Genomic DNA, 18,561 nt, shown 5'->3' on the forward strand with positions numbered 1-18,561 from the left:
TAGAACCGCTCTTACTAAACGCGGTCTTTTTCGCTTTTTGTTAACAAAATGTGAAAAATTATTCTTTTATTTCTAGTTGTTTCGCTTAAAATACTATTTATGATGTATTATTGGCGATATTGATAGGACTACGATCGGAACCCACAATTCCACACACATGAGCAAGTGCATTTTTTTAGATCGTGATGGCGTTTTGAATGAAGACCGGACTGACTATGTTTACCGGGTTGAAGATTTTATTATTCCGACGGGAGTCGTTGAAGGCCTGCGAATGCTGAAAAACGCCGGTTATTTGCTGATTGTCGTCACCAACCAGGCCGGAATTGCCCGCGGGCTTTACTCGCGAACCGATGTCATGCGGTGTCACCAGTACCTCCAGGATCAGTGCGGCAACCTGATCGACGACATTTATTATTGCCCGCACCACCCCGATTTCGATTCACAGTCGCTGCTGCGGAAACCCGATTCGTTGATGCTGGAAAAAGCCATTGCCAAATACAATATCGACGTCAGCCAATCCTGGATGATTGGCGACGCACCCCGTGATATACAGGCCGGCAAGCGGGTGGGCGTCCGAACCGTGCATATTACACATAAAATACCGGAGCTTCCTGTTGGCGACCAACAGGCTCCCAATCTGCTGGAAGCGTCAAAAATGGTGGTAAACGCTGCCTGCTGATTAAGCGAGTTGTTCGGTCGAAACCGGTTGTTTCTGCTGCAGGTGGCTGTCATAAGCCGGACACGCTCTGCGCGCACAGGAACCGAGCGATACAAGGGCCATCAGACCCAGAATGATGCTGATCTTTTTCATTGCTGGTTAAATTTTTCTGTCCACAAAAACCGGGTGGCTTTTGTGGACAGGGCAAAAACTGTGCTATTTTAATTTTCCTGTTTTTCTAATTCTTCAACCGCCTGTTCCTCTTCTTCCGCAGCTTTAGCGGCTTCAATTTCAAGCGTCACCGGCGTTGCGGTTTGGCGGTAGCCCAGAATTTTGAGCATGCCTTCGCTGTCCTGTTCGGGCGCAAAAAGCCGTGTGGTCAGATTACCCTCACTATCGCGGTCAACGATCACATGCTGTGGAGCCGGAATCAGGCAATGCTGAATGCCACCATAACCACCCAGCGACTCCTGGTAGGCGCCCGTGTGGAAAAACCCGATGTACTGATCTTCGGTATCCCGTTCAAAAATCGGCAAATACAAATCGGCGCTGTGGGCTTCTGTATTGTAAAAATCATGTGAATCGCAGGTCAAACCGCCCAGATTGACTTTCTGATACGGGTTATCCCAGTTATTGACCGACAGCATGATGTATTTCTGACCCAACCCCCACGAATCGGGCAGTTGCGTAATGAACGAACCGTCGATCATGTACCACAACTCCTTATCGTTCTGCAATTTCTGGTCGATCACTTTGTATATAACGGCGCCACTCTCTCCTACCGTATAACTGCCGAACTCCGTGAAGATGTGCGGCACGGGAACGTTGCTCTTATTGCAGATCCACTGGATGCTTTCCACGATCTGATCGACCATCGCCTGGTAGTCGTACGTAAACTGAAACGAGGTCTGAATCGGCATGCCACCACCAATGTCGATGGAGTCGAGATCAGGACAGATTTTGCTCAGTTCGCAGTATTTGTACATAAACCGGCTGAGTTCGCTCCAGTAATAAGCGCTGTCTTTAATCCCGGTATTGATGAAAAAGTGCAGCATCTTCAGCTTGAACTTTCCGCTGTTTTGAATCTTCGAGCGGTAGAGTTCATTGATGTCGCTGTAGCGAATGCCAAGCCGCGAAGTATAGAAGGCGAAGTTCGGTTCTTCGTCGGTGGCAATCCGGATGCCCAGATTCACCGTCTCAGCCGTTACGGCATCTTCGTAGGCTTCAATTTCTTTCAGATTATCCAACACCGGAACAACGTTGTACCCGTCGTTCAGCAGTTCGCTGATGTATTGGGTATACAGTGGCCGTTTGTAGCCGTTGCAAATAATAAACGTGTTCTTGTCCACCTTCCCATCTTTGTGCAATTCCCGGATAATCGGAATATCGAAAGCCGATGAGGTTTCTAAGTGGATCTTGTTTTTTAATGCTTCTTCGAGCACAAAACGAAAATGCGACGACTTCGTGCAGTAACAGTATGTGTAGGTTCCCTTGTAATTATACCGCTTCATTGCATTCTTGAACAACATGCGGGCGTGTTCAATGTGCTCGGTAATTTTGGGCAGGTAGGTCAGTTTAAGCGGTGTTCCATACTGCTTGATAATTTCCATCAAAGGAACGTTGTTGAACAGCAGATGATTGTTCTCAACTTTGAATTCGAGAGTCGGGAATTCAAAGGTCTGTTCGATCAGGTCGTTGTAGCTTTTCATCCTTTCGGCAGAAGCATAAAAGAGTTTTGTTGGTTTCGAAAAAAGACTGCGAAAATGGCATAAAAAGAGCAGCTTTGCAATGGGGCAGGAACCGGTTTACAAAAACAAAATGTAACACAGACTGCGCGCCTGATTGTCAAGCTGCTGCGTGGATGTCTACTCGCAGTACTAAAAACGAAAAAACGGGGGTTTTGATTCGGGAGTTCGTGTTAAATTTTACGGTCGGGTGTCAGGGTTCAGTAAAAGAACGACCGGTTTTCCAGCCATCTTGTCAACTTTTCGGTTTCAAATGAAAAGAACTTGTATTTTTAGCGCCACATATTCGACAGAATGAAGCCATTGACCATTCATTTTATTTCTATCGGCGGCAGCGTCATGCACAATCTCGCGATTGCGCTGCAGCAACAGGGACACCACATCACCGGCTCCGACGATGAAATTCACGAACCCTCCCACGCCCGGCTAAACCAACATGGTTTGCTGCCCGCGCACATCGGCTGGAATCCCGACGCCATTCACAGCGGACTGGATGCCGTCATTCTGGGCATGCACGCCCGGGCCGATAACCCGGAATTGCAAAAAGCGCAGGAACTGACCCTGCCGGTTTATTCGTATCCTGAATTTGTGTACCAGCAAAGCCAGAACAAACAGCGTGTCGTTATTGCGGGCAGCCACGGCAAAACCACGATTACGGCCATGATTCTGCACGTGCTGCACTACCATAAGCGAAATTTTGACTATCTGGTGGGAGCCCAGATCGAAGGATTCGAGACGATGGTCAAGCTGACCACCGACGCGCCCATCATAATCATCGAAGGGGATGAATACGGCACCTCCCCGATCGACCCGCGTCCGAAGTTTTTGCATTACCACCCGCATATGGTCCTCATCAGCGGGATTGCCTGGGACCATGTCAACCTCTATCCAACGTATGACCAGTATGTTCACCAGTTTGAACTCCTGGCCGATGCGATGTCCAAATCCGGCACCATCGTCTTTGATGATACGGACGATATGCTGGATGTCATCGCGCTGAAAGAACGGGAAGATGTGACCCGTCAGCCGTATGATGTGCATCCATACCGGATCGAAAACGGCAAAACCGTATTGGTCTCCAAACAACACGGCGACGTCCCGGTTCTGGTTTTTGGTGAGCATAATATGAAGAACATCAGTGGTGCGCTGGCGATTTGTGATCACCTCGCCATTACGGAGGAAATGTTCTATGCGGCTATTCAGACGTTCAAAGGGGCCAGCAAGCGGCTGGAGAAAGTGAAAGACGATGGCTCAACCCTCATCTTCCGGGATTTCGCCCATGCGCCCTCCAAAGTGGAAGCCACTACGGCGGCTGTGAAAGCCCAGTTCCCCGACCGGCGGCTGGTGGCCTGTGTCGAGCTGCATACTTTCAGCAGTTTGAACAAAACCTTCCTGAAGCAATACCGTGATAAACTGGATAAAGCCGATGTAGCCGTTATTTTTTACAGCCCGCACACGCTGGAAATCAAACACCTCGACCCGATCGACGCAGCCGAGATTGCAACTGCTTTCGACCGCCCCGATTTGCAGGTCTTTACGGATTCTGCAGATTTGGAGACGTATCTGAAAAGTCTGTCGAATGACCAGCCTACGGTTTATCTGTTCATGAGTTCCGGAACGTTTGGCGGTTTGGACCTGAAGACACTGTTTTGAACCGGGATTAAACTGATTAAAGGAGTAACGATGATTCGTTGAATGCGCCAGCCATCGTCGTTACTCCTTTAATCGTTAATTTATCCTGGTTCAAGACGGTTAATTTCCTTTCAACAAATACGCCACCAAATCCGCGAGTTGCTGTTCCGAAAGCCCCAGTGAAGCCGGGTCCGGCATCAGGCTTGTGCTGTACTGTTTGCGGGAAGCAACCTGGGCCGTTGGCAGCGTATGCTTCTGCCCGGCGGCATCTTTTATCACCAGAGCCTCTTGTCCATCGCTAATCAGAAAACCGTAGTAAGTCTGGCCACTTTTGGTGGTAATCAGCCACGGTTCATAACCGAATGCCAGGCCCGCACTGGGATTCAGGATCGCATCCAGCAAACCGTTCCGATCAAACTTCTGGTGAATCTTCGTTAGCTCCGGGCCAATGTCTTTCCCCTGCTGACCATGCCGGTGACAGGTCGCGCAGTTCGCTTTGAAAACCGTTAGTCCGGCGGTTTCATTACCGGACAACGATTCGATCTTTTTCTGCGAAAATGTTGCCGAACCGCCGGGGCGCGTAAAGTAGTCGCCCGCCATCGTCCGCACACTTTGATCGGTATTGGTAAAAATCACTTCGCTGATTGCCGGTTTCAGCTTTTCGGGTAATTTCTTCTCGGCGGCCAGGCCCACCAGCAGTTTCCCGCCTTCCGGACTAGCCGCCATTTCTTTGGCCAGTTTCACTTTATCTTCGGCACTGGTGTACTCTTCCATCAGTTTTTGCCGCATGGCCAAGGCTTTCTGTTCCGGTTCCGACAATTTCGGTGGCATCACCTCATCCCAGTTCAGCAACGTCGCCCAGTCGTTCGACCGGCGGAAATTGGCCCAGTACTCGCCCTGCTGCGCAACGGTTTTGTCCGCCTGTTTCGACAAATCGATCATGGCCCGGGCGGCTACCGGATCCTTCATGAATCCCAAGGCCACAATAGCCTGTTTACGCGCATCAGCCGTCAAGGTTGGCGCCATGGCCCGTTGCTTCATCAACTCCGCCGTGCTGGCCGGATGAAGCCGCCACATCAGGTTGGCGGTTTTCTGATCCCACTGAACGGGATTCGCCGGAATGGCTGGTTTCAACGCGGCATACAAGGCTTCTTCTTTTTTGTCGGCGGCCATGCCAACGGCTTCCAGATAAAACCGGTCGGTTCCATCGTAGCCATTCGCCAGTTTGACCAGCAAGTCTTTGCACTGCTCAAATGGTACATCGCGCAAGGCAATGGCCACTTCCCGGCGCACCGCCGGCGATGGATCATCGACCATCTTCCGGGCCAGCGCCACGACATCGGGTTGCGTTTGCTTCAACGCCCGGAAAGCCGTTATCCGCAAATCCACCTGATCCGATTTCAACAACGCTTCCACTTTCTGTTGTCCCTTTAGACCCAGTTGCGAAAGCAGCCAGATGGCGCGGGCGCGGTGATACGGGTTTGGATCGGTCAACAGTTTGGAAACCGGTTTTACGGCTTTGTCTCCCTGTGCCTTCAATTTCTCGAAACCCAGCAAGCGGATGTTGGTGGCGGGGTTGGTCAATGCCAGAATCTGACCTTTCGTTTTGTCGGTATTGATCACCGGCACTTTCAGGTTTTTGCCTTTGGGCGTAATGCGGTAAATCCGTCCGTAGCCTTTCTTGTCTTTCATCTGGTGTCCCCCCACCACCGGATCGAACCAATCGGCGATGTACAAGGCCCCGTCGGTTCCAACCGTCACGTCGCTCGGGCGAAACCACTTGCGAATGTCGTCGGTGATGTCGTTCCATTTGTAATTTTCGTCCACTTTCGGAAAGGTGCTGATGAAGTCGGTCCGGGGCATCCGGTAGCCCGCACCCTGCGGTTCGGGTTTGTAGCTAAAAATCACGTTCCGACCCGCTTCGGCACTCAGCAACATGCCCCGGTAGTTGGCGCCGAGTTGGTCGCCTTCGTAAAAAACCACGCCCGTTGGCGAACCGGCCCCGCTGATGTCGCCCGCCGGAATGACGCCGGGATCTTCCTGGTGCCAGTGAGCGGTCGGGATGTCCTGACCCGGCCGCTGATCGCCCTGCCAATACCGGGTGCCGTCCTGGCTGAAATACCCCATGTTGCCGCCTTCCATGAGCCAGCTCGTCCGACAAGCGACCACCTGATCGTCGTTGTCGTTCTGCCACAGGTTACCGTAGGAATCGAGGGCGGTTTCGTAGTTGTTTCGGAAATTATGGCCCATCACTTTCAGCCCGGTTCCGTCGGGGTTGATGCGCAGGGCTAAACCGCCTACCCAGACCCGGCCGTCGTCGCTGACCTGGTTGCCTTTGTTGAGTTTGTTGTAGGGAGTTCCGCCGGTATAGAGGCTTCCCGACCGGAGCGTCCAGCCCGCTTTGTCGGTGACGGTATGCGGCCCGGCATTTCCGGTATTGAAATACCATTTGCCATCCGGTCCGGCCACTAGGGCATGCAGCGAATGGTCGTGATCGAGGCCGCCGAAACCGGTCAGAAAAATCTCTTTTTTGTCGGGTTTATCATCGCCGTTTTCGTCGGTATAAATGATGAGATTCGGCGCAGCGGAGACGATGGTTTTGTTACCAATAACCGCAATACCGAGGGGCGACACCAGGTCCTTGTCTTCGACATACACCTTGGACCGATCCGCTTTTCCGTCGCCGTCCGTATCTTCCAGAATCATGACGCGCTCACCGTTCGGGTGGTCGAGCCGGGTTTCGGGTTTGTTGTTAAAGTTCCGGTAGTTGACGGCTTCGGTTACCCAGATCCGGCCCCGGGCGTCGACGTCGATGTTCGTCGGGTTGTAGAACATCGGCGCTTCGGCCCAAACCGTTGCTTCCAGATCGTCGGGCAGATAGAGTGTATTGGAGTCGGATCCGACGATCATTCCCCGGCGGACGGGCCCGCCGGATTCCGGAAGTTGGCTAACGGCCTGAGGAGCTTGTGGCCATTGAGGCAGGCCCAAAAACAGGGTTCCCAACAGGATCGATGCGCTTAAAAACCGGGGCGGGGCAGGAATAGCAATCTTCATCTTTTAGTGTTCCACGTGGAATAATTACCTGAAAAACAACATTTAAGACCAGTCAAACTTATTATAATAAGTACTAATTGCAGAAAACCGTGGAACAGTAACATTAACCCGCTACGCCAAAATTTCTCTTACAAACTTATTATTATAAGTGTAACTTTCCAACATGTTTTTCCCCTCTGGCACAGCACCTTCGATGTGAACCCAACCGCCGTACTGAATGGCGTCGATGGCCTTCCGAACTTCCGGGTAATTCACCTTGCCCTGCCCGAGAAGGTAGCTATTCTCTTTAAAGTGGAATTCACAGATCTGTTTTTGCTTCCCAAGCCATCGGATTTCCTTTAAAATGTCATATCCCATAACCGTGGAATTACATACATCGTAATATACTTTCACGGCGGGCGACGCCACCGCATCGATAATGGCCATGTGTTCTTCGGCGCTCAACCACGATTCGATTGCAAGAACGATGCCCGCTTTTTCGGCTTTGGGCGCCACGGCTTTCAACCGTTCAATCACTACTTGAGTCCCCTGCGGATCGTTCTTCAAATCGCCTTTGTTAAAGAAGGCAAGCAGAATGTTTTTGGCACCAAGGGCTTTGGCTACCCCGACGCTATCCTGCACCCATTGCTCGGCCCGCGGATCGGATTTGTAGGGGATGTTGTTGAGTTCGCCCAGGGCCAGACCACCGATCTGAACGCCGGTTCGTTTGGCGGCTTCACGCCAGGCTTTCTGGAGGTCTTTCCGGCGCAGGTGCATGTCGTTTTTTTCGGAGCCCAGATTCACCTGAATGCCGTCGAGGCCGATGGTTTTAGCCACGTCGAAGGCTTCGATTTTACTGGATTGACCGATCGACCAGTCGCAGGCCCCGACTCGAAACCGTTGGTTGTTTGGGTTTTGTAAACTACTTTTAGCGTTCAATACGGGCAGGGAAGCCGTGGTGCTTAACCCAATGAAACCCAGGGTTTGCCGAAGAGCCGTACGTCGGTTCATGAATGTTCAGGAATAGATTTGTTCAAAAGTACAGGCTAAAAGTTATATTCACTCGTTGCCAGCGGGTTAGGCCAAAATTTATTTTAATTCCTTTCCAACCGTCAGACTTGCGTTGGGGTCAGTAGTGTTGCATTAGTATGTTGGATGAACGAGCGTTAGTTGACGGCTGTCGACATAAGGACCGAACTGCTCAGCGAAAACTCTACGAGTTATTCGCCCGGAAGCTCTTTGTGGTCAGCCAACGGTATACCAAAAACCGCGACGACGCCGAAGACGTGCTGCAGGATTCCTTCGTGAAAGCGTTCCAACATATTGATACATTTCGGTTTGAGTGCCCGCTGGAAGCATGGCTGAAACGCATTGTGATCAATACGGCACTGAAGCACATCCGCAAACAGAAGCCCTGGCAAAACCCGGCCGAGTTGGAGGACGTGCCGCCCAATACATTACCGCAGACGGAAGACAGCCTATCGGGTCTGCACTACCAGCAACTACTGAAGATGGTGCAGGAACTCCCGCCGGGATGCCAGGCCGTATTTAACCTGTACGCCATTGAAGGGTATACACACCCGGAAATTGCGGAATTATTAGATATTTCAGAAGGTACATCCAAATCGCAGTTTTCGCGTGCCCGCATGCTGCTGCAACAAAAGATTCAGAACGAGCGTCCAATTCCGAAATGAGTCTCTCTAAAGAAGAAGAATTAAATGAAGAGTGGCGAAGTATCTTCGAAGATGCTGCCGAAAGCCCATCCGATGAGCTTTGGGACAGGATTGCGCGTCGGCTAGACGAAGAAGAAACGGAACCGATCATCCCACTCTGGCCCCGGGCAAAACCCTGGTTCTATGGTGTGGCTGCGGCCATTATGGCCCTTTTAATCGGTTGGTGGGCCCTACAATCCATCGACACGACGGATACGACTCAGCCGGTGGCTGGCCAAAGCGGTTCGTCATCCAGGGCAACGGCGGATCAACTCGCCAAACAAGAGAAAGCGACGACCTCGACCAGCGCGGACCGCAAGCCTGAATACGCTGGCAAAACCGATGAAACCCTGACTGCCAACCGCCGGGCCGACTCCCGGAATACGCCATCCGACGCGCCGGTTGTCCCGGAACTGGAACACTCGGAAACCGCCACGACGATTGATCAAATAATCAAAGACCAGTCCGTTTTGACGGGAAAACGAAAAACCGCTTCACCGGAACGTCTGGCAACCCGGCGATCATCCCCGACTGCGCATGGGTCGCTGACCAGCGGCCGCTCCAATGCCACCCGGCTTGCTGAAAACCGCCGGACAAAGCCAAATCAACCTTCGGGAGCCAGCCGGGGAACCGGAACCAATTCGCCAGACCTCACGACGGGTACATTTCCGTCGTCAGAACGAATCACGAAAACGGCAACACCCATCCAAACGGCCCCACCCGACGAAACCGGCAGCGGGGTTGCCGATGCCCGATTGGCCTACGAAGCTTCGTACATAAAAAGCAAGCTGGTAGCCCTGAAGAACCCGGCTCCGATTAGCCGGATCATCTGGTATCGCGCCCCGGAAACCACGATCGAACCGCAGGAAAAAGGCCGATCGAAAAACGAGTACTGGGCGGCTTTAACGGCAACGCCCATGTCTTTTAATCCGATGACCAGCGTTCAGTCCAGTTTCAATCAGGCCTACGGTGCCAGTAATGCGGTTCAGCAGAGCAGTCGCCTGGCGGTTTCTCCGCTGCAAAACCAGGCGCAGATTTCAATGGCGTGGCAGGCCAGTTCCGGTCTCCAGTTTAGCAAACACTGGTCGGTCGAAGCCGGGGTTCAGTATTTGAATGGCCGGTCACAGGCGCGGAACAATGCAACCGTCACCAACGTGTTTACGAACCAGACCGAAAATTTACTCGTAAACGCCATCCGAAACAGTAGCCCATCGGTTCCGCAGTTGGCGTCGTCCCCGAACACCAACTTTTTGCCCTCCTACGCTGACAAAGCGAATCTGAACAATCCGTCATCGCTGGTGGTGGTGCCTACGCCCTCTGATCAGGTTGTTTCCAACGACTTTCAGTATTTGCAGGTTCCGGTTCAGATCGGCTACCACATTTTGCCTGAGCGCAAGATCAGCTATTCCGTGCTGGGCGGTTTGATGGCTAACGTGTTTCTGAAAAATACGGTCAATGGCGCTTTGGAAGTTAACCCCGGCGATCAGGTCTACCGCTCCATGTCGCTGGCGGGTACGGCCGGTTTACGTGTCAGCTACCACCCCACCCACCACTGGTCCGGTTCGTTGACGGGTTCCTACCAGCAATCGCTGCAAAATGGTACGCAATCGGACGCGCAACTTCAGGTTCGTCCGCAGGCCGTTGGTGTCGGGTTTGGCCTGAATTACCACTTCTAAAAGTTAGTTATCAGACAAACTCTTATTTTTCTTCTCTTTTTTTCAACCCCCTTCCAACCAATTCTTTTCCAATCGGGTCTTTGTATTGTGAGCGCTCCACATGGTTTAACAAAACCCGATTGTGATGAGAAGAATACCTTTTGTTTCCAGCCTGTTGATGGCAACGGTTTCACTGTTGACGATAAGCGGTTGCCAAAACGATACGACACCGAATAATCCGGGAACCGGCGGTTTAACGTCGACTCCGGAAGCGCGTGCCTTTGCTCAAAAAACCAATGATTTTTCCTTCGACTTTCTAAAGCGCGTCAACGAAGACCAGAAGAAGGACGAAAATATTTTTATTTCACCGCTGAGTCTGCACATGGCTCTCGGCATGTTGCTGAACGGGGCCGCGGGTCAGACGGCGGATGAAATGAAAAAAGCGATGCACCTGGAAGGGGTTTCGCTGGCTGATGCAAACCAAACCTATGAGTTTTTATTAAAAGGGTTGCCCACCGCTGATCCGAAAGTAACAACAAAACTGGCCAATTCAATTTGGTACCGCAACGGTTTTTCCGTTGAACCGTCGTACCTCGACGCCACGAAAAAAACGTTCAATGCCCAGATTTCGGGCGAAGATTTCAGCAATCCAACCCCGGTTATCAATAAAATCAACCAGTGGGCCAGCGACAATACCAACGCCAGGATTAAGAACGTAATCCAGGAGATCAAGCCCGAGCAAGTTCTGTTCCTGCTCAATGCGCTGTATTTCAAAGGCGACTGGAAATACCAGTTTGAGACGAAAAACACCTTTGATTCTCCCTTTACCCTGGTTTCCGGTTCGCAGAAAGAGGTGAAGATGATGAACATGACGACCAGCCTTCGCCACGCGTTCCGCCCCACCTACGGAGCTTTTGAATTGCCGTATGGCGATGGAACGTATTCGATGACGGTTCTGGTGCCGACTGAAAACTCCTCGGCCGATGCGATCATCAATACCCTGAACGCGACCGAATGGGCCGACTTGCAGCAGGCCATGCGCGAAAGTAAAGTGGCCGTTGGCTTACCGAAGTTTACGATGGAGTATGAAGCGACCCTCAACGACGCGCTGTCGAAAATGGGGATGCCGTCGGCTTTCTCGAACGCTGCCAATTTTTCAGGCATCAGCACCGGCCAGGGTTTGCAGGTGAGTTACGTGAAGCAAAACACGTATGTGGCCGTCGATGAGAAAGGAACCGAGGCCGCTGCCGTAACCAGCATCGGCGTTGAAGTTACTTCGGCGGGACCGTCACTCATTTGCGATCGTCCTTTTGTCTTTTTGATTACAGAAAAAGGAACGGGTTCGGTCTTGTTTATGGGTAAAATCGTCAATCCGGAAACAACACTGCCATGAAAATCATAGCCCTTCTCGTTGCCGGTATTCTGTTCATCGCAGCTTCCTGTAACGATAAAACCAAAGCGACCATTCAACCTTTGTCTACTACCGCCGTTGCCGGTACCTATAAACTGATTGAACCGGCTTCCAAATTTGCGGTGACGCTGGTGCTGACCCCCGATTCGGCGGGCAGCGAAATCACCAACCGGGTGGCTTACAAAGTGGGGGGGCGTTCATCGGTCAACCACTACTTTGCCACGCTGACGGGTTCATCGGCTTCCAGTGCCGTGCAGATGAGTGCCATCGGCGCCACCAAAATGGCCGGCCCGACGGATGCCATGCAGTTTGAAACCGATTATTTCAAAAAACTGCAGGCTGTAAAACGCTACGAACTCGCCGGTAACCGGCTGCGGCTGATTGCGGAAGGAGAAGCCGCCGGTGAACTGGTGTACGAAAAAGAAAAATAATACAACCTGAAAAATACGGAGAGAGGCCGGTATTGATCCACACCAGCCGGTCTCCTCCAGTAAAAACTTTGACCTCTGATTCATTGTGCAAACCGGATTGCCCGGCGGCTCTGCCTGCCGGGCAATTTTTTTATGCTTCTATTCCAACTCTTTCATTGTCAACAGGGTCAGTGAGGCATATCCCTAAACAACCTGTTGCTATGAGACGTACACTTTACTTCCTGCTCGGAGTTCTGCTGGTGGGGCTGAACGGCTGCACCGACAAATGCAAAGAAACCCGCACTTTCCGACAATTCACACCCCGAACGTTCACCGTAGCCCAAATCCGCCAGGGCATTCAGGCTGAACAACCCCGCACGCTTGTCAATCCGGGGAAAATTTACACCAAAGACGGTTTTTTGCTGATTAACGAGATCAAGGAAGGCATTCACGTGATCGACAACCGCAATCCGTCGGCTCCTAAAATGGTAGCGTTCCTGCGCATACCGGGCAACGGCGACATGGCCATCCGCAACAACATCCTGTATGCCGACAGTTTCATGGACCTGGTGGCCTTCGACATCCGCGATCCGCAAAACATCCGCGAACTCAACCGGGTCACCGATGTTTTTCAAAATGGACAGTTCGACGGCGGCTACTGGAGCCTGAACGCCCAGCAGGAGATTATCAACGACCAGAAAGTGGAGTACGTTACGCAAACTGTCAATACGGATTGCGAAAGCAGTGTCAATAACGGCGGTTGCACCAACTGCTTTTGGGCTACCGATATGCGGGGTGGTATTCAGAATTTCAACAGTGCGACCGGTTCACCCGCTCCCAGCACAAATGGCACGGGCGGCTCGATGGCCCGGTTTACGCTGTATGACAACTACCTGTATACCGTCAGCCAGTCGGAAATGCAGTTGTTCGACATCAAAACCCCGTCTGATCCAAAGAAAGGCAATAAAATCAACATGGGCTGGGGCATTGAAACGATCTTTCCCTATAAAGATAAACTCTTCATCGGCGCCCAGTCGGGCATGCACATTTACGACAACAGCAACCCCGAAAAACCGGTGCGGATGTCGACCTTCGAGCATGCCCGCGTTTGCGACCCCGTGGTGGTTCACGAAGACAAGGCTTACGTAACCCTGCGTTCGGGTTCCACCTGCCAGGGATTCACCAATCAACTCGATGTGGTGGATGTATCCAATCTGTATAGCCCGCGACTGCTGAAGAGCTATCCGATGAAAAATCCGCATGGTTTGGGCATCGACTTTCCGAACTTGTTCATTTGCGAGGGGGCCTACGGTCTGAAAACGTTCAATGCGAGCGATGCCATGAAAATCGATCAACTGGAGCACCTGGAAGGATTTCAGGCCTACGATGTGATCCCGCTCGGGAAATCACTGCTGCTGATTGGTCGGGACGGTTTTTACCAATATGACTACAGCAATCCGCGCAAGTTGAAGCTGCTGAGCAAAATTCCGGTGCAACGGCCTTATCCGGCCAGCTAACCAACTCGCCCATGAAAAAGACTGGTAGCAAAACCGTTTGGCTGCTGTGCCTGTTTGCGCTTCCGCTTTACGCACAAAAAAGCCCTTTTAAGCCCGTTTTTACAAACATGACCGAATTCGGTGTCTTGTTTGGGCAAGTCCGTTACAACGTCAATACTGCCTCTGAAAACGTCAGTAAACGACAGAACATCACCGCCCAGACATTTAATGGCGTTCAACTCCGCCCCAAGCTGGCGTTGGGTGGAACGGTAGGTGTCGATTGGTATAATGCGGCCCTGCTGATGCCGGTGTGTGCGGGAGTACGTTACGATCTGGCGCAACCGGGCCAGAAGAACCTGCGGGTTTTCACCAGCCTGGATACCGGCTACGGTTTTGCGTGGCTGAACGAAGACCCGACAGGCTATGAAACCCGGGGTGGCTGGGTGATTGCTCCTGGTATTGGCTTCCGAATCGGGCGTCCGCAGAATACCAATTTCATTCTGTCACTCAATTACAAACGGCAGGAAGCCAATGCCGACAAACCGCTGGGCTGGAATGAAATTTATAAATACGAGAGCCGGGTTTATAACCGGATTGCTTTTCGACTGGGACTCAGTTTCTGAAAACACCTCTTCTCCGTATGAAATTTCTTTCTTTACTGTGAGTGCGTACAAAAAAACGCAGCGATCAAAAAACGTATCCATTTCAGTGTATTAGCCCTCTGGTCGAAACCGGATCGGCCATTGGTTTACAAATCGTAAAGCAGCTTTAACCGCCCGTTCTTGACGCAAATCACCTGCAATGTGTCGCATTCGCACCGCATTTGTATGCTTTCGGGAGGGTACATTTGGGGGCTGCTAACAAAACCGGATATGAAAGAAAAAGCTGAAAGCCACCCGTTCGATCAATTGGCAAAACCGGCCCAACGCGCCTTGGCGAATGCCGGAATTAAAACACTGGAACAACTGGCCGACCTAAGTGAAACGGAATTCATGGCACTGCACGGCATTGGAAAAAATGCACTACAAACCCTGAAAACCGCCTTGAAGGACCGAAACCTTTCATTCGCGCAAGGCGAGAGAAAGTAGAATCAGGAAAGTCGGTAAATAAAAAAGCCCCGGTTGCGCCGGGGCTTTTTTTAGGCCATTTCAAATTTATTCTGATTCCGTTTCCGCTCATTTTCATCGAGGAAAATTTTACGAATCCGCATCGATTTCGGTGTCACCTCCAGGTATTCATCCTTCTGGATGTATTCCATCGACTCTTCCAGCGAGAACGACACTTTCGGAGCAATCCGGACGTTGGTATCCGAACCGGAAGCCCGCATGTTGGTCAACTGCTTGGCGGTTTGAACGTTCACCACGATATCATTCTGGCGGTTGTGTTCACCGATTACCTGACCGGTGTAAATTTCGTCGCCCGGTTCGATGAAGAAAATACCGCGATCCTGCAATTTATCGATCGAATAGGCCGTAGCTGCTCCACTCGTCATTGAGATTAGTGAGCCGTTGATCCGTTCCGGAATGGCTCCTTTGTACGGCTCAAAGCTCTTAAACCGGTGGGTCATAACGGCCTCACCGAATGTAGCGGTCAGGACATTGGAACGCAAACCGATCAGCCCACGCGACGGAATTTCAAACTCCAGGTGTTGCAGATCCCCTTTTGGTTCCATAATCAGCAACTCGCCTTTCCGCTGCGTTGCCAACTCGATCACTTTCCCGGCGGTTTCGGCCGGCACGTCTACCACTAGGGTTTCGACGGGTTCCAGGCGGTTGCCATGATCATCGTATTTGAACAACACCCGGGGCTGACCAACCTGCAATTCGTAGCCTTCCCGACGCATGGTTTCGATCAAAACCGACAAGTGAAGAATCCCACGTCCGTAAACCAGGAACCGGTCTTCGCTATCGGTATTTTCAACCCGCAGGGCGAGGTTTTTCTCAATTTCTTTGTATAACCGCTCCCGTAAGTGACGCGAGGTTACAAACTTGCCTTCTTTGCCAAAAAACGGTGAGTTGTTGATCGTAAACAACATGTTCATCGTTGGCTCATCGACGGCAATCCGTGTGATGGCTTCCGGGTTTTCCAGATCGGTCAGTGTATCGCCAATCTCGAAATCTTCCAGACCGGTCACGGCACAAATATCACCACACTGCACTTCCGCTACCTTTTGTTTGCCAAGGCCCTCGAACGTTTGCAGTTCTTTAATTTTTACTTTTTTGATGACATCACCAACTTTTACCAGCGCCATGTTAGCGCCTTCTTTCAGCGTTCCGCGAACCACCCGACCGATGGCAATCCGACCCACAAAGGCCGAATAATCGAGTGAGGTAATCTGCATTTGCGGGGTTCCTTCGGTAACGGGAGCAGGTTGGATGTGCTCAACGATGGTATCCAGCAGGTAGGTGATGTTATCGGTCGGTGTTTTCCAGTCCGGGCCCATCCAGCCTTGTTTCGACGATCCGTAAACCGTCGGAAAATCCAACTGGTCTTCGGTTGCCCCCAGGTTGAACATCAAGTCGAACACCTGCTCGTGAACTTCTTCCGGGCGGCAGTTTTCTTTATCGACTTTGTTGATTACCAGAATCGGTTTCAGACCCAGTTGCAGGGCTTTACCCAATACGAAACGCGTTTGCGGCATGGGGCCTTCAAACGCATCGACCAGCAGGCAAACGCCATCGGCCATTTTCAGTACACGCTCTACTTCACCGCCAAAATCGGAGTGACCCGGTGTATCGATGATGTTGATTTTAACATCATTGTACCGGACTGAAACGTTTTTGGAGACAATGGTGATGCCCCGCTCCCGTTCCAGATCGTTGTTGTCTAATATCAAGTCACCAAACTCCTGGTTGTCCCGGAAGAGCTTGGAAGCATGAATAATTTTGTCAACCAACGTAGTCTTACCGTGGTCAACGTGCGCTATAATAGCTATGTTGCGAATGGATTGCATACTTTTTTGAGACAATAGCACTTAGACAAGAGAGCACAGAAACCAGCAAACTCTTCAGTCGTTTCGCCATTCTCTTTTGTCTTTTCAATTAAAGTGCAAAGATACGGATTTTTTAGCTGAATAGTAGTATTTTACAATTTATTAACCTACTGAAAAACAAAAAGCCGGGTTGCCCCGGCTATAAGTACAATTTACGATCCGTACGAATTAAAACTTTGGGCAACCACACGCGTTTTTCTTGCGAAACAATCCCCACATGAAGCCTTTTTTCTTCTTATAACCGCGTGCTTTCTTCCGTTTATAGACTAACTCACTTTTTAGTTCGCTCTGCGCCGACTTTACAACGGCCGCTTCAACCGGCGCTTCCAGTGGCAGCAACATAGATAAGGTAATACCCAGCAACAATAGCTTTTTCATACGTTTTATCGGCCTTTCTATATCTTTAAACGCAAAGACTTACGAAAAGTACGTAAAAAAGAGCAAGTTTTTCTAGTCCTCCCCGTTGATTTTAACTCATTTACCAGATCAATCCCGTTTAAAAACTAAAAAACCGCCCCTTTCGAGACGGTTTTTGAATTTCTTACCGGGGTCCACGACTCCGTTGTGAACGATATCCATATTGCTGCGGAGCCCCGCGACGGTAGCTATTGCGGTATTGAGGGGCACGATACCGGCGGGGATGCGACTTGTAAACGACCCTCGGCGGAGGGGTTACGATAATCGGCGGACGACGGTAACCATACCGATATGGGCTATATCCATACCCGTAACTGGGTCCATAGCCATAATCGGTCCTGACACCGACACCCACTGAGGGCGCACAACTGGTCAGCACAAAACCGATCAGGACAATCGCCAGCATTGAAATCAAATTATGCGTTTTCATGATGATAACAGTCTACAGGTTCACTTTATCAATGTCTGTTAGACTCGTTTGGTACACCTAGGTTTAACGCATAAACTGAAAAAGTTGTTCGTTTTTCGGAGTCACCCCCCAAACCCGCAGCTAGACCTTCAGCTTGGTTTTCAGATAATTCAACGTAATCTGGTAGGCATCCGCCGTGGCTTCTTTGTTATAACCCGGGTTACTCGGATTGGCAAAAGCATGGGGCGCATCATACATCTGAATAGTCGTTTGCTTGCCGGCTTCTTTCATGTTTTTCTCAAATTCGGCCACGGTTGCGGGCGGAATTCCGGAGTCTTTAGCACCAAAGATGCCCAATACGTCGGTATTCAGCGTTTTCAACCGCTCCACGTTTTTTTCCGGTTGTCCATAATACATCACGCAACCAACGGTTTGCTTCCCGCCCAGAATGGCCGATTGCAGCGACATGCCTCCACCGAAACACCAGCCGACACTGGCAATCTGCGCCTGTGGTCCTACGTAGGCAATAGCCCCCTGCATGATCGCGCCCAGCCGTTCGCGCGGCACCTGCACCAATTTCGAAGCTTCTTCGCGCGTGGTGGCCACTTTACCATCGTACATGTCAACCGCCAGCACGTTCACATCTTTCAGGTCATTGTACAGTTTTTCGGCTTCCTGCTTGATGTAGTCATTCAGACCCCACCACTCCTGATAGACGAGCAGCCATTTGTTGGACGGATTGGCGGCCTTGAGCAGAAAACCGTTGGCTTCGGTACCATCCGCCGTTTTGAATTTTATCATTTCACCGGCCGCACTCTGGTAGGTGAACGGGAGCGGTTCTTCGTGCAGCATCACAAACGATTGGTTACTGGCCAGCAAAGCCATGTCATTCGATACCTGAGCAACAGGCTGATCGCAGCAGGACGGAGCCTGGGCATACAAGGTCAGCGAGCCAAAAAGTCCGCATGCCAGTAGAAAAATCTTTTTCATC

General features: G+C 51.2%; 17 protein-coding genes. 9 read left to right on the forward strand and 8 right to left on the reverse strand.

Translation table 11 applies throughout. From position 1 onward, the window contains the following. Positions 1-157: 157 nt before the first annotated feature. Positions 158-679 carry a D-glycero-alpha-D-manno-heptose-1,7-bisphosphate 7-phosphatase gene (locus ACS5NO_RS18880; RefSeq protein WP_439416591.1) on the forward strand — a complete coding sequence of 174 codons (522 nt, stop codon included), beginning with the start codon at positions 158-160 and terminating at the stop codon, positions 677-679. Here the strand turns inward: ACS5NO_RS18880 and ACS5NO_RS18885 are convergent, their stop codons facing one another. Together ACS5NO_RS18885 and ACS5NO_RS18890 are read right to left on the reverse strand one after the other, a co-directional pair. After that, positions 680-811 (reverse strand): hypothetical protein, encoded by a 132-nt coding sequence (locus ACS5NO_RS18885; protein WP_255472175.1) that lies wholly within the window; start codon positions 809-811, stop codon positions 680-682. It lies immediately after the preceding gene. A 68-nt stretch (positions 812-879) separates the two neighbouring features. After that, positions 880-2,367, reverse strand: coding sequence for a type III PLP-dependent enzyme domain-containing protein (locus ACS5NO_RS18890; protein ID WP_439416592.1), 1,488 nt, complete (start codon positions 2,365-2,367; stop codon positions 880-882). A 330-nt stretch (positions 2,368-2,697) separates the two neighbouring features. On the opposite strand from ACS5NO_RS18890, the gene ACS5NO_RS18895 reads away from it, so the two are divergent. Then, the gene (locus ACS5NO_RS18895) at positions 2,698-4,056 is read left to right on the forward strand and encodes a UDP-N-acetylmuramate--L-alanine ligase (protein ID WP_439416593.1); all 1,359 of its coding nucleotides are present in this window, start codon (positions 2,698-2,700) and stop codon (positions 4,054-4,056) included. A 99-nt stretch (positions 4,057-4,155) separates the two neighbouring features. On the opposite strand, the gene ACS5NO_RS18900 is transcribed toward ACS5NO_RS18895, so the two are convergent. Continuing rightward, entirely contained in the window at positions 4,156-7,089 is a 2,934-nt protein-coding gene (locus tag ACS5NO_RS18900; RefSeq protein ID WP_439416594.1) for a PVC-type heme-binding CxxCH protein, read from the reverse strand. 111 nt (positions 7,090-7,200) lie between these two features. Further along, a complete protein-coding gene (locus ACS5NO_RS18905) occupies positions 7,201-8,079 on the reverse strand; it encodes a sugar phosphate isomerase/epimerase family protein (protein WP_150877628.1) in 879 nt (292 codons plus the stop codon). A 137-nt stretch (positions 8,080-8,216) separates the two neighbouring features. On the opposite strand from ACS5NO_RS18905, the gene ACS5NO_RS18910 reads away from it, so the two are divergent. The 7 genes from ACS5NO_RS18910 (at position 8,217) to ACS5NO_RS18940 (ending at position 14,840) form a co-directional block, all read left to right on the forward strand. After that, complete coding sequence (locus tag ACS5NO_RS18910) at positions 8,217-8,762, forward strand: RNA polymerase sigma factor (protein ID WP_114407768.1); 546 nt, start codon at positions 8,217-8,219, stop codon at positions 8,760-8,762. Then, positions 8,759-10,456 (forward strand): outer membrane protein, encoded by a 1,698-nt coding sequence (locus ACS5NO_RS18915; RefSeq protein WP_439416595.1) that lies wholly within the window; start codon positions 8,759-8,761, stop codon positions 10,454-10,456. Before ACS5NO_RS18910 ends, ACS5NO_RS18915 begins: the two co-directional genes overlap by 4 nt. 124 nt (positions 10,457-10,580) lie before the next feature. Continuing rightward, positions 10,581-11,828 carry a serpin family protein gene (locus ACS5NO_RS18920; protein ID WP_439416596.1) on the forward strand — a complete coding sequence of 416 codons (1,248 nt, stop codon included), beginning with the start codon at positions 10,581-10,583 and terminating at the stop codon, positions 11,826-11,828. Next, positions 11,825-12,277 (forward strand): META domain-containing protein, encoded by a 453-nt coding sequence (locus ACS5NO_RS18925; protein WP_439416597.1) that lies wholly within the window; start codon positions 11,825-11,827, stop codon positions 12,275-12,277. Before ACS5NO_RS18920 ends, ACS5NO_RS18925 begins: the two co-directional genes overlap by 4 nt. 200 nt (positions 12,278-12,477) lie before the next feature. Further along, positions 12,478-13,773, forward strand: a complete 1,296-nt coding sequence (locus tag ACS5NO_RS18930) for an LVIVD repeat-containing protein (RefSeq protein ID WP_439416598.1) — start codon at positions 12,478-12,480, stop codon at positions 13,771-13,773. Positions 13,774-13,784: 11 nt separating this feature from the next. Continuing rightward, on the forward strand, positions 13,785-14,375 hold the full coding sequence (locus ACS5NO_RS18935) for a hypothetical protein (RefSeq protein ID WP_439416599.1): 591 nt from the start codon (positions 13,785-13,787) through the stop codon (positions 14,373-14,375). Between the two features lie 249 nt (positions 14,376-14,624). After that, a complete protein-coding gene (locus ACS5NO_RS18940; protein ID WP_439416600.1) occupies positions 14,625-14,840 on the forward strand; it encodes a helix-hairpin-helix domain-containing protein in 216 nt (71 codons plus the stop codon). A 50-nt stretch (positions 14,841-14,890) separates the two neighbouring features. Here the strand turns inward: ACS5NO_RS18940 and typA are convergent, their stop codons facing one another. The 4 genes from typA to ACS5NO_RS18960 form a co-directional block, all read right to left on the reverse strand. Further along, complete coding sequence (gene typA / locus ACS5NO_RS18945) at positions 14,891-16,705, reverse strand: translational GTPase TypA (RefSeq protein ID WP_138994882.1); 1,815 nt, start codon at positions 16,703-16,705, stop codon at positions 14,891-14,893. Between the two features lie 207 nt (positions 16,706-16,912). Then, on the reverse strand, positions 16,913-17,122 hold the full coding sequence (locus tag ACS5NO_RS18950; protein ID WP_150877612.1) for a hypothetical protein: 210 nt from the start codon (positions 17,120-17,122) through the stop codon (positions 16,913-16,915). A gap of 163 nt (positions 17,123-17,285) precedes the next feature. Further along, complete coding sequence (locus tag ACS5NO_RS18955; RefSeq protein WP_133299880.1) at positions 17,286-17,591, reverse strand: hypothetical protein; 306 nt, start codon at positions 17,589-17,591, stop codon at positions 17,286-17,288. Positions 17,592-17,711: 120 nt separating this feature from the next. Beyond that, positions 17,712-18,560 (reverse strand): dienelactone hydrolase family protein, encoded by an 849-nt coding sequence (locus ACS5NO_RS18960; RefSeq protein WP_439416601.1) that lies wholly within the window; start codon positions 18,558-18,560, stop codon positions 17,712-17,714. Position 18,561 lies beyond the last annotated feature (1 nt).

Source organism: Larkinella fluvii, from assembly GCF_051857545.1.
Taxonomy (GTDB): Bacteria; Bacteroidota; Bacteroidia; order Cytophagales; family Spirosomataceae; genus Larkinella.